The following is a 16128-nucleotide window of genomic DNA, read 5'->3' as shown; positions in this document are numbered from 1 at the left end:
TTTTAAATACAGAAATTTGAATTCAAAAAAGAGAAGTATTTTATTAGTGTATACTGGAGGAACCATCGGTATGATGAAGGATTATGCTTCTGGAGCCTTAAAAGCTTTTGATTTTTCTCAGTTGTTGAAGAATATACCAGAGCTTAATCAATTGGACTGTACTATTTCGAGTTTTTCTTTTAATGTCCCAATCGATTCATCTAATATGAATCCTACTCATTGGGTCGAAATTTCTGATATTATTGCTGAAAATTATAATAATTACGATGGGTTTGTAGTGCTTCATGGTAGTGATACGATGAGTTATACGGCATCTGCGCTAAGTTTTTTACTTGAAAATTTAGCAAAACCTGTGATTTTAACAGGTTCTCAATTACCTATTGGAGATTTACGAACCGATGCGAAAGAAAATTTGATTACTGCGATTCAAATTGCTGCTTTGCAGCAAAATGGAAAACCTGTGATTCAAGAAGTGGGACTCTATTTTGAGTATAAACTATATAGAGGAAATAGAACAACCAAAATAAATGCGGAACACTTTCAAGCATTTGCATCCTTAAATTATCCTCAATTAATTGAATCTGGAGTTCATTTGACGATATTCAAAGAATATTTACTTCCCCAAAAGAAGAAATCTGCGCTTAGAGCGCATCAAAATATGGATGATAATGTGGCAATTTTAAAACTTTTTCCAGGAATTAATGAGAATATTATTGACGCAATCTTGGCAGCTCAAAACTTAAAAGCACTCATTTTGGAAACTTATGGGTCAGGAAATGCCCCTATGGAGGAGTGGTTTTTGAAGAAATTAAAAAATGCAATAAAAAAGGGTGTTCATATTATTAACGTTACTCAGTGTTCTGGTGGGGCGGTTATCATGGGCCAGTATGAGACCAGTTCAAAGTTGAAGAAAATGCAAGTAATTAATGGTAAGGATATTACGACAGAGGCAGCCATAACAAAGGCTATGTATCTTTTAGGCAGTGGTGTCTCGCATGAGTTGTTCAAAACAGTATTTGAAACATCTTTACGTGGTGAAATGATATAAAATTAACACGAGTTTAATTTCTTTAACTAACATTTTTTTTGTTATTTGCCCACCCTTAAAAAGGGTAATTTAGAGAGGTGGCCGAGTGGTCGAAGGCGCACGCCTGGAAAGTGTGTATACCCCAAAAGGGTATCGAGGGTTCGAATCCCTTCCTCTCTGCAAGTAAGTTTTACTTTTTTTATATTGTTTTTTTTTTATCTTTAACCCTATTAACTAACTAATTTAAGTTCGAAAAATGAAAAAATTATTCCCAAGCCTAGCAATTGCTGGGGCATTTGTAGCAGGTACAAATATGGCAAGCGCTAAAGTAGCAGCAGTAACTTTACTACTTCAAGACGCAACTCCAGAAGCAGAGAGAGGTTTTACCCAAATGTTAAAAGAAATGTTCATTACTGGTGGTGCCGGTTTTATGGGTATCGTTCTTTTATGTTTAATTCTTGGTTTGGCAGTTGCTATTGAGAGAATTATTTATTTGAATATGGCTAGTACTAATACTACTAAGTTGAAGCAACAAGTTGAAGATGCTTTGGCTTCTGGTGGTGTTGAAGCAGCTAAAGAGATTTGTAGAAATACAAAAGGACCTGTAGCTTCTATTTACTATCAAGGTTTAGATAGAGCAGGTGATAGCGTTGAATCGGCTGAAAAAGCTGTTGTAGCTTATGGTGGTGTTCAAATGGGACAATTAGAGAAGAATGTTTCTTGGTTGTCATTGTTTATCGCAATTGCGCCAATGCTTGGTTTCATGGGTACGGTAATTGGTATGATTCAGGCCTTCCAAAAGATTGCTGCTGTAGGTAATTTGAGTGCATCTCTTATTGCAGGTGATATTCAAGTAGCATTATTAACGACGGTATTTGGTCTTATTACAGCGATTATACTTCAAATTTTTTATAATTATATTATCGCAAAAATTGACAGTATTGTTAATGATATGGAAGACTCTTCGATTACTTTAATCGATATGTTGGTAGAGCACAAAAAATAAGTAACACTTTTAATACCTAAAATAGTATGCAAAAAATTGTAAAAATAGCATTGGTAATAATAGGCGTGCTTGGTGCAGTACTTTGGTTCATGCTTCCTGAAAGGGATATGCCTGCAGCTGAAGCAGCTCAAAGTGGTGCTATGAACTTTATGTTTATTATAACGTATTTCCTTTTAGGAGTTGCCGTTGTAGTAAGTTTAGTTTTTACCTTAAAGAACTTATTTTCTAACTCACAAGGAATGAAAAAAACCTTGTTTGTAGTCGGTGGTCTTTTATTGGTAGTCGGTATTTCTTATGTATTGTCAAGTGGGACGGACGTATCTCCTGAGTTCTTGGCCATGTCTGATGAAAGTACAGTTAAGAATATTGGTATGGGATTAAATGTTTTCTTTATCCTTACGATTATAGCTGTAGCTTCTCTTGTATTGCCGGCAATTAAAAATATGTTTAGTAAATAATAAAATAGATAACTATGGCTAGAAGAGCAGGAGCACCAGAAGTAAGCGCTGGGTCCATGGCGGATATAGCTTTCCTTTTATTAATCTTTTTCTTGGTAACTACTACTATTGAAACAGATGCTGGATTGGATCGTATGTTGCCACCAATGGAAGAGCCGGAAAATCCACCTATTATCAAGCAAAAGAATATTTTTACGGTCAGTATAAACCGTAATGGTCAATTGTTGGTGGAGGATAATATACTAACGATTGATAAATTGCGTGAGAGAGCAATGGATTTTTTAGATAACGGTGGAGCACCGCAAGGTAGTCCAGAATATTGCAGCTATTGCAAGGGTAAACGTAACGGTGACTCATCTGATAATCCAAATAAGGCAATTATATCGTTAAAGAACGATCGAGAAACAAAATATGGCACTTACATCACAGTTCAAAACGAATTGGTAGGAGCATATAATGACCTTAGGAATAGAGAATCTAAGCGATTGTTTGGTAAGGTGTATGTAGATATGGAAGCAGAGTATTTGAACCCTGAAACATCAGATGCCGTCAAAGAGGAATTGAAGGAACAGGTGACGCGTATACAGGGTTTGTTTCCACAAAAATTATCTGAAGCTGAAACTTCACAAGAATAATTAATAACTAAAAGTAACACTATGTCAAAATTTGCAAAGAAAAAAGACGGAGAGATTCCAGCGGTTTCAACCGCTTCACTTCCTGACATTGTATTTATGCTTTTGTTTTTCTTCATGACTGTAACAGTTATGAAGGATAGTTCTTTGAAAGTGGATAACGTACTTCCAAATGCTAGTGAAGTCAAAAAATTGGAGAAAAAAGATCGTATAATCTATATTTATGTTGGAAAACCAACTAGAGAATATGAAAAGACTTTTGGTACTGAACCGAAAATTCAATTAAATGATAAATTTTCTAGTCCATCTGATGTCGGAGATTATATTTTGATGGAAAGGGCTAAAAAGCCACAAGAACTTCAAAATGTATTGACCACTGCACTTAAGGTTGATAAAAATGCTAGTATGGGATTGATATCCGATATTAAACAAGAGTTAAGAAAAGTAAATGCTTTGAAAGTAAATTATACTACGTTTAAAGGAGATGCTTTTAATAATCTACAATAGTTAGTGGTTTATAAATTATCAAAACGCTTCAAATTTATTTGAAGCGTTTTTTTATTTGATTAACTTTACTGGATGCGATTTGTTATTCTTTTGACCTGCCTACTAGTGACGATTTCTTCTGTTGCCCAAATTAGTAATGATAGCATTGATCATCGGCGTTATTTTGAAGATCAGTTTTACTTAGGCCTGTCATATAATTTCTTACTCAGCCCTCCAGAGGGTTCAAACCAACGTAATTTGTCATATGGTCTACAAGGTGGCTTTATTAAAGACATTCCTTTAAACCGAACGGGAACTAGGGCTATAGGTGTAGGTGTGGGTTTAGCGTTAAACAGTTATTATTCAAATCTCGTAGCTAATCTTGAGTTGAACACTATTACCTATAGTATTGATGATAATATTACTAGAAGTAAATTGGAAACACATCTCTTAGAGTTTCCTCTAGAATTTAGATGGCGTAATTCAACTTCAGAGGAGTACAAGTTTTGGAGGTTTTATACGGGTATAAAAGCTGCTTATATAGTAGGTACTCGGTCAAAATTTGTATTAGATACTACAAAAGATGGATTTTATAATACTGACCTTTCTGAGTTTCAATATGGTCTGACCCTAAGTTTTGGGTATAACACATTTAATTTCCATGCATATTATGCACTAACCGACCTTTTTGATGGTAAAGCAATGGTGAACGGCGAGGTCTTACAGTATAGGCCACTTCGTGTAGGGCTTATATTCTATATTTTATAGCCAAAAGCGTACGGTTAGTAATTGTGATAGTAGACCGATAAAAAGACCTGTTAACAGTTCGATTTTAGTGTGCGCTTTCAAATAAAGTCTTGCAGTTATCACACTACCGGTAAGCAGTACGAAAATACTAATTGCAATAATTAAATTGATTTCAAAATGTATGCTAAGATTTATTAGGTACATAAGTAATCCGCTAACGCCAACTACATGTAGACTTGTTTTAATGTTAAAAAATAACATGAGAAGACATGTCATTGCTGCACCTAAAAGTCCTGTGAAATAGAAGTATAACTCACTTATATAGTTATTAGGAATTACCTTATAGAGAATGAGAAGTATAATAGAAATATGGATGTATAGAGGGTATTTTCGCTCAGAAATAGTTTCTAGAAAAATAGAATTTACTATCCTAAGATTTTTTAAGATGAAAAATATAACGATAGGGATAATTACGGTTAATATAAATATGGGTAAGATGTTAGCGCTGCGTACTTCTAATGGGGTGTATTTGGGTGTTATTAAAAAATAGGCAATAGTACCTACTATTGGTATAAATAGAGGGTGAAGTAAATAAGAGATTAGATTGGAAAAAACTTTCATTAAATCTCTTTTCTCATTCGTGCTACAGGTATGCTTAGTTGTTCTCGATACTTTGCTACCGTTCTTCGGGCAATAGGATACCCTTTTTCTTTTAAAATTGAAGCAAGTTTGTCATCTGTTAAAGGTTTCTTCTTAATTTCATTTTGAATGACTGTTTCAAGAATTTTTTTTATTTCCTTTGTGGAGACATCTTCACCTTGCTCATTTTTCATAGATTCTGAAAAATATTCTTTTATCAGCTTTGTGCCATATGGAGTATCTACATATTTACTATTCGCTACTCTCGATACGGTCGAAACGTCCATACCAATTTCGTCAGCAATATCCTTTAAAATCATCGGGCGTAAATTACGCTCATCACCTGTTAGAAAATATTCATTTTGATACTGCATAATAGAGTTCATGGTTATAAACAATGTCTGTTGCCGTTGTCTTATCGCATCAATAAACCATTTAGCTGCATCTAGTTTTTGCTTAATAAACATTACCGTATCCTTTTGAGATTTGGATTTTTCTTTTGCCTCCTTATACCCTTTTAGCATATTACTGTATTCTCTTGAGACATGTAATTCAGGAGCATTGCGACCGTTAAGCGATAATTCTAATTCACCTTCAACAATTCGTATTGCAAAATCAGGAACAACATGTTCCACCATTCTATTATTACCAGAATAGGAGCCTCCTGGTTTAGGATTCAATTTTTCTATTTCGCCGATAGCTTGCTTTAGCTCATCTTCGGTAATAGTATGCTTTTGAATTAATTTTTGGTAATGCTTTTTAGTAAAGTGCTCAAATGATTTTTTAAGAATGGCGGTAGCCAATTCTACACTTGGTGTTAGTTCTTTGCGCTCTAATTGAATGACCAAACACTCCTCTAAAGACCTTGCGCCAACACCTGGCGGATCTAAGTCTTGGACTATGGATAGAATCTTTGAGATGGCTTGTTCATCAGTATAGATGTTTTGGGTAAAAGCCAAATCATCCATAATATCGGCAATTGGTCTTCTAATATAACCGCTTTCATCAACGCTACCGACAAGAAATTCAGCAATGCTCCATTCATCATCGCTAAGGTAAAAGGTGTTTAATTGATTTATCAGATACTGGTTAAATGAAATTCCGGCAGCATAGGGCACACTTTTCTCCTCATCGTCTGAACTATAATTGTTAGCCTTTGTACGGTAGTCGGGTATTTCATCGTCACTTAGGTAATCATCGATATTTATATCCTCAGTTTCGATGGTTTCATTTTCAGATTCCTGTTCGTAGAGATCGTCATATTCATCAGATAACGCTTCCGATTCTTCCTTTCCTGTTTCCAAGGCAGGATTTTCTTCTAATTCTTGACTTAAACGTTGCTCAAATGCCTGCGTAGGCAATTGAATCAGCTTCATCAATTGAATTTGCTGAGGGGATAATTTTTGGGATAGCTTAAAATTTAGGTGTTGTTTCAGCATTACTTTCTTCTAGTACATGTAAAAGTAACTAAATCTGCTTAGAAATCTGCATTCTGTGGTGTTCTTGGAAAGGGTATAACATCTCTAATGTTACCCATGCCAGTAGCGAATAGCACTAACCTTTCAAAACCGAGTCCAAAACCACTATGTTCTGCAGTACCAAACTTGCGTAAATCTAAATACCACCAAAGTTCTTTCTCGTCAATGCCTAAATCCTTAATTTTCTGTTTAAGAACATCTAAACGCTCTTCTCTTTGAGAACCGCCAACTATCTCGCCGATACCGGGGAATAAAATATCCATAGCTCTAACAGTCTTACCGTCTTCATTTAGGCGCATGTAGAAAGCTTTTATTTTTGCCGGGTAGTCGAATAAGATAACAGGACAATTAAAATGTTTTTCAACTAGATAGCGCTCATGCTCGCTTTGTAGATCAGTACCCCATTCTTCAATAGGATATTGAAACTGCTTCTTTTTGTTAGGCTTGCAATTTTTAAGAATGTCAATTGCCTCAGTATAGCTAACTCTCTTGAAGTTGTTGTCAACTACAAATTTGAGTTTTTCAATTAACGCCATGTCGCTTCGCTGAGCTTGTGGTTTGCTTTTCTCTTCGTCTATTAATCTTTTTTCTAGAAATTCTAAGTCTTCTTGGCAATGGGTTAATGTGTAGGAGATAACATTTTTTATGAATTCTTCTGCGAGGTCCATATTTGCTTCCAAATCAAAGAAAGCCATTTCAGGCTCTATCATCCAGAATTCTGCCAGGTGTCTCGAAGTATTCGAGTTTTCAGCTCTAAACGTTGGGCCGAACGTATAGACTTTTCCTAAAGCCATGGCATAAGCCTCAGCCTCCAATTGACCAGATACTGTTAGGTTAGTTTCTTTTCCGAAAAAATCCTCTTTATAATCAACAGAACCGTCTTCAGTTAACGGTGGTTTTTTTTCATCTAATGTGGTTACTCTAAACATTTCTCCTGCGCCTTCTGCATCAGAACCTGTTATTATCGGAGCATGAAAATAGTTAAAACCATTCTCTCTAAAATAATTGTGTATTGCAAAGGCTAGGGTAGACCTAACTCTCATTATTGCTGCAAAAGTATTGGTGCGAATTCTTAAGTGTGCTTTTTCCCTTAAAAACTCCAAAGAGTGTTTTTTTGGTTGAATAGGATACTCTTCTGGATCAGCAATACCTAATACGACTAAATTCATTACTTGAATTTCAACTGTTTGCCCCCTTCCTTGACTTTCTACAAGAGTTCCTGTAATCTCTAATGCAGCTCCTGTATTTACTTTTTTCAATAATTCTTCATCGAACTTTTCAAAATCCACAACACATTGTATCGTGTTCAAGGTAGAGCCATCATTTAAAGCGATGAATCTATTGCTTCTAAAGGTCCGTACCCAACCTTTAATCGTTATTTCTTGAAGTAAATTTTTACTTATTAATAGTTCTTTTATTGTTGCTAAACGCATGCTGAATGAATTGTAAATTAAAAGGCCAAAGATAAGATTTTGTTAAAAAACAAAGTGTCAAGTATCAATTTAAAACGTTTTCTAACGGAAATTTTTCTAGTTGCTATGTTCGTCTTGTGGTAGTATGTCTATTTGCGGCTTTTTAAGTGTTTGCTTATTCGCAATACTTTTCTCCAGGGATAATAATAAGGAGGGTAAAAGAATAAGGTTAGCTAACATGGCAAGTAGCAGGGTAGCCGAAACCAAAGAGCCTAAAGCAACCGTTCCTCCAAAGTTGGAAATAACAAAAACTGAAAATCCAAAAAATAGTACTATTGAGGTGTAGAACATACTTACGCCAGTCTCGCGTAATGCATTATAGACCGATTTTTCAATACGCCAATTATTCGCAGTCAATTCTTGCCTATACTTGGCCAGGAAGTGAATGGTGTCATCGACCGAGATTCCAAAAGCAATACTGAACACCAAAATTGTAGAAGGTTTTATTGGAACACCTACAAAACCCATAATACCTGCGGTTATTACTAAGGGTAGTAAATTAGGGATGAGAGAAATAATAATCATTCTAAACGACCTAAACAGATAGGCCATGAAAAGGGCAATTAATCCTATTGCTAAAGCCAGAGACATTATTAGGTTTTTGACTAGGTATTTTGTCCCTTTTAAAAACAATAAAGCACTACCGGTCATATAGACATTGTACCGTTCGGCAGGGAAAATTTTTGCTATATTTTCTAAGAGTCTTTCTTCAATTTGTTCCATGCGACTGGTAGTGACATCTCGCATAAACGTGGTTATTCTGGCTGATTGCCCTGTACTGTCTACAAAAGTTTTTAAGAGGTCGCTGTTGTTCGATGATTTGCGGGCAACATCCATAATAAAAGAATTCTCTTGGCTTGTTGGTAGTTGGTAATATTTCGGTAGGCCATTGTAAAAAGCCTGTTTAGAATATTTTATTAAGTTCACTACAGATACTGGAGTTGAAAGTTCAGGTATTTCCTCAATGACTTCTCCAAGTTGATTCATTCGCTTAAGCGTGGCGGGTTTTAAAACACCTTTTGGCGTTTTTGTGTCAACCACTATTTCAACAGGCATTATTCCCTTGAATTCTTTTTCAAAAAAACGGATGTCGTGAAAAAATTCAGCGTTCTTAGGCATGTCCTCAATCGGACTTCCTGATATTCTAATTTGATAAATACCGATAATACTTAATACCAAAACTGCTATTGAAACAATATACACCGATATTCTTCTATGTCTTACGATACTTTCCATCCAACTTACAAAGGCATCGATCCATTTTTTATTCAAATGTTTTAAGTGCTTTGTTTTGGGCAATGGCATAAAGCTATATGCGATTGGAATAATAAGTAGGGATATGATGAATATGCCTATGATATTAATGGAAGCTACAATACCAAATTCCTTTAAAAGTTTGCTATCTGTTATGATGAATGTTGCAAAACCAGATGCTGTGGTAATATTGGTCATTAATGTGGCATTACCGATCTTTGATATTACCCGCTGTAAGGATAGTGCCTGATTACCATGCTTTTTGACTTCTTGTTGGTATTTATTGATTAAGAAAATACAATTGGGGATTCCTATCACGATAATTAAAGGGGGAATAAGGGCAGTAAGAACCGTAATCTCATACTGTAATAGGCCTAGTAAGCCAAAGGCCCACATTACGCCAATAATAACGACGCACATCGAAATAAATGTAGCTCGAATACTTCTAAAAAAAAAGAAGAAAATTATTGAGGTAACGCCAAGAGCAGCCAAGATAAATTTACCGATTTCATCGATAATATTCTGCGAATTCATTGTTCTTACGTAGGGCATACCAGAAATATGAACGTCCAAACTGGTTTCCTTTTCAAAATTCTTGACCAGGGTATTCAAATCCTGTAGAATGAAGTCTTTTCTTACAGAGGTATTTACAATGTCCTTATCTAAATAAACAATGGTACGTAATGTGCGACTTTCCTTATTGTAGATTAGATTTTCATAAAAAGGAAGGTTGTTGAATAAATGATTGGTAATACTATCGATTTCTTTTTGAGTAGTTAATTCACGAGAAATTAAAGGTTGCATTTTAAATTCTTGCTTCTCATTATCCTTAACAAGTTCTTGTAAATTGTCGGTAGATAGAACAAATTCTACCTCTGGGAATGCACCTAGTTGCTTACTTAGTTTATTCCACCTATTAAAGTTTTCAGGTTTAAAAAGTGCACTGTCTCGTATGGCGAAAACCACTGCGTTACCTTCTTCGCCAAACTTACTAAGAAAGTCTTGGTATTGTTGGTTGACTGGGTGGTCATCTGGTAATAGGTTGGTCTGCGAACTGGAAAATCGCATATATTGCCATTGCATGGCCATGAAAATTGTAAATCCAGTGATTAAAAATATTATTAGGATCCTGTTACGGAGAATAATGTTTGCCGTTTTTGGCCAAAATCCCTTAGTAAGTTTAGCTGCCATAATTGTTTTTGCAGGTGCCAAAGGTAACCAATAGGTACATTTGTTCCTAAATTGAAAAGTTTAAAATTGACACTACTAAATCTAAACGACCTTGCTAGGATAGCATAGTTTTATGAATTTAATCTTCAATATTATACTTTCATAATTTCAGTTTCTTTCTTCATTAAGAAATCATCTATTTTTTTAGTAAAAACATCAGTTAAATCCTGTACGTCGGCAGTAGCATTTTTTTGAAGGTCTTCAGAAATGTCAAGATCTTTAATTTCTTTGTTGGCATCTTGTCTGGCACTACGTACGCCTACTTTTGCATGTTCTGCTTCAGTTTTTGCTTGTTTTGTTAATTGTATTCTTCGTTCTTCTGTAAGTGGCGGAACATTGATGATAATCATATCGCCATTGTTCATAGGGTTGAAGCCTAAATTTGCATTCATGATTGCTTTCTCAATCTCTTGAAGCATTCCTTTTTCCCATGGTTGAACCGAAATAGTACGTCCATCTGGTGTGTTCACATTGGCTACTTGCGATAATGGGGTTTGCGAACCATAATAATTAACTAAAACAGTTGACAACATAGCAGGACTCGCTTTTCCTGCGCGAATTTTTAAAAATTCACGTTCAAGATGCGATATAGCAGCATCCATGCTTTCTTTTGTTGAGTCTAAGACAAATTGTACTTCTTCGTTCATATAATGAGAATATTACTTTTTCAAACCATAAACTGTACCAAAAATTACACGTTGACCTTAGTGCCAATAGTTTGGCCATCAACAATTTTAAGTAAGTTTCCTTTTTTGTTCATATCAAAAACTACAATAGGTAGTTCATTTTCTTGACTTAAAGTGAAGGCCGTTGTGTCCATTACTTTAAGCCCCTTTGTCAACACATCTTGAAAGGATATTGAATCAAATTTAGTGGCACTTTTATCTTTTTCTGGATCTGCAGTATAGATGCCGTCTACACGGGTACCTTTAAGTATTACATCTGCTTCTATTTCTATGGCTCTTAATACAGCTGCAGAATCTGTCGTGAAATAGGGGTTTCCTGTACCACCACCAAATATAACTACCCTGCCTTTTTCAAGGTGTCTCATTGCTCTTCTTCGAATGAAAGGTTCAGCTACCTCATTAATCATTATTGCTGATTGCAGTCTAGTCTGAACGCCACTCAGTTCTAGTGAGCTTTGTAGGGCGAGCCCATTTATTACAGTAGCTAACATACCCATGTGGTCTGCTTGTACACGATCCATGCCTGTTGCGGCGCCAGTAAGGCCACGAAAAATATTTCCGCCTCCAATGACAATTGCTACCTCAATACCTTTTTCAACTACTTCCTTAATTTCTTCTGCGTATTCGTTAAGTCGATTAGAATCGATACCATATTGCTTTTCACCCATTAGGGCTTCACCGCTAAGCTTTAGAAGAATTCTTTTGTAGTGCATTTCAATTTTTTATTTGCCATCAAAAATAATGAAAATATTTGACGGGTGTTGGCAATATTGTATTCAACCGGTTCATTATTCTTTTAGAATGGGATCTGGCATATTTTCTATCTTTGGTATCCATATACTAAAAGTATATTTAATCGTTGCTTGCTATGAGAAAAACAGTAATAGTTTTTGCCCTTGCCTTAATTTTAACTTCTTGTGGTGCCGGAAAGGCACTTTTATCTATTGAAAACAGTCCAATTATCACAAAGATAGACTTGGTAAATGTTGTCGAGGACCGAGTGAAAGTTGAGTTGAATCCGGGTTCATTTACATCAGAAACAGTAGTATATAGAATTCCAAAGACAGTTCCAGGGACGTATAGTACTGATAATTATGGAAAGTATATTCAAGATTTTATGGCAATCGATTACGATGGTGCGCAGTTAATGGCCACTCAATTAGATGATAACTCATGGCGTATTTCAAATGGAACGCAACTTGATAAGGTACAGTATTGGGTTAATGATACGTACGATACTGAAAATGATGTGGTAGATGCTGTTTTTTCACCTGCTGGTACTAATATTTCACAAGGAAATAATTACATGCTCAACCTTCATGGTTTCGTAGGCTATTTTGATGGATATAAAGAGAAACCCTATCAAATAGAGATTATGAAACCAAAATCATTGGTTTCTACCACTTCACTAAATAATAAAGGAGATGCTGGTTTAGAAGGTAAGGATGTGTTCTTTGCTAATAGGTATTTCGAAGTTATCGATAATCCAATTATGTATGCAAAGCCGAATAGCGAAACGTTTGAAATTAATGGAATTACAATAACCTTAAGTCTCTTTTCACCAAACGGAGTTTATAAAGCTAAAGATCTGAAAGATAGGATGGTTACAATGATGGGCGCACAAAAGAAGTTTTTGGGAGAGGTGAATTCTACTCAAGTATATAATATTCTACTCTATCTATCTGACTTAAACAAGGCAGATGCGCAGGGTTTTGGTGCTTTGGAACATCATACTTCTACCGTGGTCGTTTTGCCTGAAGCTATGCCGCTAAAACAGTTGGAGGAGGCTATGATGGATGTGGTTTCTCATGAGTTTTTTCATATTGTTACACCGTTGACGGTACACTCCAAAGAAATACAATTCTTTGATTTTAATAATCCTATAATGTCTCAGCATTTATGGATGTACGAGGGTACAACCGAATATTTTGCTAACCTTTTTCAAATCCATCAAGGTTTAATTTCGGAAGATGAATTCTATAATAGAATGTTGATTAAGATGGACAATTCAAAAAATTATGACGACAACATGTCCTTTACTGTAATGAGCAAAAATATTTTAGAGGAACCCTATGAAGAAAATTATGCAAATGTTTATGAGAAGGGTGCTTTGATTAATATGTCATTGGATTTGTTATTACGTGAAAAAAGTAAAGGAGAAAAAGGAGTCTTGTGGCTATTAAAGGAATTGTCTGAAAAATATGGGGCTAACAATCCGTTTGAAGATGATGCATTGATTAATGAAATAGTGTCAATGACCTACCCAGAGGTTGATTTATTTTTTAAAGAACATGTGGTTGGTGATACTCCCATTAATTATGAAGTTTACCTTGAAAAGGTTGGCTTGTCAATTTTAGATGTAGAAGAACATACAGGCTATTTCTTTGATGGTGAAATTCCTTATATTGATGTAGATATTGAAAATGATAGTGTGATATTTATAAGAAAGGGAATTAAATTAAACTCTTTTTATACTGATTTAAATCTTCAAGGTGGCGATGTCATTAAAAAAATAGATGGAAAGGAAATCACAATAGAATCCTTACGGCCTATTATTGGTGAAAGTTTCGCATGGACTGCGGATAAGGTTATTCAAATAACCGTAGAACGAAATGGTGAGAGAGTAGCTATCGAAGGCTCGGTTGGGTCACCTGTAAAAAGGGTTAGAAAAATTATGCCCAAAAAAGAAGCGAATCAAAATAAACTCATCTTGCGTAAAGCATGGTTAAAAAAATAAGTACTGGATATTTGAATTCTGAATTAGGGTAAATAAAAAACCGTCTACTTTTTATAGTAAGACGGTTTTTTGTTGAGTTTGTTACCTTGTAATTAACCTAATGCAACCCTTTTGAAACCCGTAACTTCTAAGTTGGAGTCAACTGATTTTACATATTGGGAAACACTTTGTTTGCTGTCTTTGATGAAATCTTGATTCACCAAGGTGTTGTCTTTGAAGAAACGCTTTAATTTACCTTTTGCGATATTTTCTAACATTGCTTCAGGCTTTCCTTCTTGACGTAACTGATCTTTTGCAATCTCGATTTCTTTATCTATCACCGATTGATTTACACCGTCTTCGTTCAAAGCAACTGGGTTCATAGCTGCTGCTTGCATAGAAACATCTTTAGCTACTTCCTCTGCGCCATTAACTGCCGCTGAAAGTCCAGTTAAAACTGCAATTTTATTACCAGCATGAATATATGAGCCAACGAAAGGCGCACTTAATGTTTCAAAACCTCCAATTTCAATTTTCTCGCCGATAACACCAGTTTGTTCGATAAGCTTTTCTTGAACAGTCATGCCTTTAAAATCTGCAGTCAAAAAAGCTTCTTTTGAATCAAAATTGATTGCCAAGTCTGCTAATTCTGTTGCTAACGTAACAAAAGTTTCATTTTTAGCTACAAAATCGGTTTCACAATTAAGGGAGATGATAACACCATTCGTGTGATCTTCACTAACTTTTGCGATTGCAGCACCTTCAGAAGAATCTCTGTCGGCTCTTTTTGCTGCAACTTTTTGACCTTTTTTACGAAGAATTTCAATTGCACTTTCAAAATCACCTTCAGCTTCTACTAAGGCTTTTTTGCAATCCATCATTCCTGCACCAGTTGTTTTTCTTAACCTATTAACTTCTGCAGCTGTAATCTTTGCCATTTCTTTAACTTTTAGTGCACCCTTTTTAGGGGTTATTCTTAATTTATTTATATCAAAAATGTAGTAACTTATTCTACACCACCTTTAGTGTTTTCTTGCCATTCTTTAAGCTCATCCCATTTACCATCAGCAGCCATTTTTGCTTGCTTTGGCCAAGAAGTTGGATCCAAATGTGCCATTCTAGAACTAGCTTCTGTTAAGATTTCTTTTATCTTATCTGCATTTCCTTTTGAAAGGTCAGTATAAGTAGAAATACCTGCAGCAACTAATGCTTCTGCTGCTTTAGGTCCAATTCCTTCAACTTTTGTTAAATCATCCGCTTCCGCTTTCGCATCTTCAGCAACTGCTTTTTGAGTCGCCTCAACATCTACTTCAACATTAGGAACTTTATCAACAACTGGAGCTGGGGTTGGTTCTGGAGTCTCTACAACTTCCTTTTTCTTAGGAGCTTTTTCTTTTTTGCTTTCAGATTTACCTTCAGCTGCATCACCTTTCTCAGACTTACGTTCGGCAAGACCTTCGGCAACAGCGTTGGTTACTTCGGTCATAATGATATCAATAGATTTTGAAGCATCATCGTTAGATGGTATCAAATAATCTACATCTCTAGGATCACAGTTTGTATCAACCATTGCAAAGATTGGAATGTTTAATTTCTGTGCTTCTTTAACAGCGATGTGCTCTCTCATTGTATCAACAATAAATAATGCACCTGGTAAACGTGTCATTTCAGAAATAGAACCAAGATTTTTTTCCAATTTTGCACGTAAACGATCTACTTGAAGTCTTTCTTTTTTAGACAGCGTAAGAAATGTACCATCTTTCTTCATACGATCAATTGTAGCCATTTTCTTTACCGCTTTACGAATGGTAACGAAATTGGTCAACATACCACCTGGCCATCTTTCTGTGATGTAAGGCATATTTACATTTGCAGCTTTTTCAGCAACGATGTCTTTTGCTTGTTTTTTGGTAGCAACGAAAAGTATTTTTCTACCTGATGCTGCAATTTTGCTAAGAGCCTCATTGGTCTCGTCTAATTTTGCAACTGTTTTGTAAAGATTGATAACGTGAATACCGTTACGCTCCATGTAGATGTAAGGAGCCATGTTTGGATTCCACTTTCTTGTTAGGTGTCCAAAATGTACACCTGCTTCTAATAGTTGTTTTACTTCGACTCTCGCCATTTTAAATTTAGTTTACGTTCTTATGAATTAGCAATGATAAAGTGGTATTTGCATAAGCAAAAGCCTTTATCATTTAGATGCTAAACTAATTTACCTTCGATTTTAATAATCAAAGGATTTTTAATTGTCCGTAATAGACTTTCAATGAACTTGTTAATTTACTGGACGTTCC

At 35.4% G+C, this 16128-nt stretch carries 15 protein-coding genes and 1 tRNA gene; 8 read left to right on the top strand and 8 right to left on the bottom strand.

Annotated elements, in window-relative coordinates; all coding sequences use genetic code 11:
* Positions 1-16: 16 nt before the first annotated feature.
* The 7 genes from ES765_RS02495 to ES765_RS02465 all read left to right on the top strand — a co-directional run bounded on the left by ES765_RS02495 (position 17) and on the right by ES765_RS02465 (position 4377).
* Positions 17-1048 (top strand): asparaginase, encoded by a 1032-nt coding sequence (locus ES765_RS02495; RefSeq protein ID WP_138111013.1) that lies wholly within the window; start codon positions 17-19, stop codon positions 1046-1048.
* Between the two features lie 71 nt (positions 1049-1119).
* Positions 1120-1207 (top strand) — tRNA-Ser (locus ES765_RS02490).
* Between the two features lie 76 nt (positions 1208-1283).
* The gene (locus tag ES765_RS02485; protein ID WP_138111012.1) at positions 1284-2033 is read left to right on the top strand and encodes a MotA/TolQ/ExbB proton channel family protein; all 750 of its coding nucleotides are present in this window, start codon (positions 1284-1286) and stop codon (positions 2031-2033) included.
* 26 nt (positions 2034-2059) lie between these two features.
* Complete coding sequence (locus ES765_RS02480) at positions 2060-2491, top strand: hypothetical protein (protein WP_138111011.1); 432 nt, start codon at positions 2060-2062, stop codon at positions 2489-2491.
* A gap of 14 nt (positions 2492-2505) precedes the next feature.
* Positions 2506-3126 carry an ExbD/TolR family protein gene (locus tag ES765_RS02475; protein WP_138111010.1) on the top strand — a complete coding sequence of 207 codons (621 nt, stop codon included), beginning with the start codon at positions 2506-2508 and terminating at the stop codon, positions 3124-3126.
* 21 nt (positions 3127-3147) lie between these two features.
* Positions 3148-3630: an ExbD/TolR family protein gene (locus ES765_RS02470; RefSeq protein WP_138111009.1), complete on the top strand. Its 483-nt coding sequence runs from the start codon at positions 3148-3150 to the stop codon at positions 3628-3630.
* A 72-nt stretch (positions 3631-3702) separates the two neighbouring features.
* On the top strand, positions 3703-4377 hold the full coding sequence (locus ES765_RS02465) for a porin family protein (RefSeq protein WP_138111008.1): 675 nt from the start codon (positions 3703-3705) through the stop codon (positions 4375-4377).
* Here the strand turns inward: ES765_RS02465 and ES765_RS02460 are convergent.
* From ES765_RS02460 to pyrH, 6 genes are all read right to left on the bottom strand, one after another.
* Entirely contained in the window at positions 4372-4977 is a 606-nt protein-coding gene (locus tag ES765_RS02460; protein WP_138111007.1) for a hypothetical protein, read from the bottom strand. The two genes, ES765_RS02465 and ES765_RS02460, sit on opposite strands and share 6 nt — an antisense overlap.
* Positions 4977-6434 (bottom strand): RNA polymerase factor sigma-54, encoded by a 1458-nt coding sequence (gene rpoN / locus ES765_RS02455; protein WP_138111006.1) that lies wholly within the window; start codon positions 6432-6434, stop codon positions 4977-4979. Before rpoN ends, ES765_RS02460 begins: the two co-directional genes overlap by 1 nt.
* Before the next feature lie 38 nt (positions 6435-6472).
* The gene (gene asnS / locus ES765_RS02450) at positions 6473-7906 is read right to left on the bottom strand and encodes an asparagine--tRNA ligase (RefSeq protein ID WP_138111005.1); all 1434 of its coding nucleotides are present in this window, start codon (positions 7904-7906) and stop codon (positions 6473-6475) included.
* Positions 7907-8002: 96 nt separating this feature from the next.
* Positions 8003-10390 carry an efflux RND transporter permease subunit gene (locus ES765_RS02445; protein WP_138111004.1) on the bottom strand — a complete coding sequence of 796 codons (2388 nt, stop codon included), beginning with the start codon at positions 10388-10390 and terminating at the stop codon, positions 8003-8005.
* 131 nt (positions 10391-10521) lie between these two features.
* Positions 10522-11076, bottom strand: a complete 555-nt coding sequence (gene frr / locus ES765_RS02440) for a ribosome recycling factor (protein WP_138111003.1) — start codon at positions 11074-11076, stop codon at positions 10522-10524.
* Positions 11077-11120: 44 nt separating this feature from the next.
* Complete coding sequence (gene pyrH / locus ES765_RS02435; RefSeq protein ID WP_138111002.1) at positions 11121-11828, bottom strand: UMP kinase; 708 nt, start codon at positions 11826-11828, stop codon at positions 11121-11123.
* 155 nt (positions 11829-11983) lie between these two features.
* Between pyrH and ES765_RS02430 the strand changes: the two genes are divergently transcribed.
* Positions 11984-13852 (top strand): peptidase M61, encoded by a 1869-nt coding sequence (locus ES765_RS02430; protein WP_138111001.1) that lies wholly within the window; start codon positions 11984-11986, stop codon positions 13850-13852.
* A 92-nt stretch (positions 13853-13944) separates the two neighbouring features.
* Here ES765_RS02430 and tsf read toward each other — a convergent pair whose 3' ends face one another.
* Together tsf and rpsB are read right to left on the bottom strand one after the other, a co-directional pair.
* Positions 13945-14769, bottom strand: coding sequence for a translation elongation factor Ts (gene tsf / locus ES765_RS02425; protein WP_138111000.1), 825 nt, complete (start codon positions 14767-14769; stop codon positions 13945-13947).
* Positions 14770-14837: 68 nt separating this feature from the next.
* Complete coding sequence (gene rpsB / locus ES765_RS02420; protein WP_138110999.1) at positions 14838-15956, bottom strand: 30S ribosomal protein S2; 1119 nt, start codon at positions 15954-15956, stop codon at positions 14838-14840.
* Between the last annotated feature and the right edge of the window lie 172 nt (positions 15957-16128).

The sequence above is a fragment of the Maribacter sp. ACAM166 genome, assembly GCF_005771495.1.
Taxonomy (GTDB): Bacteria; Bacteroidota; Bacteroidia; order Flavobacteriales; family Flavobacteriaceae; genus Maribacter.
This window is presented reverse-complemented; position numbering and strand designations above follow the sequence as displayed.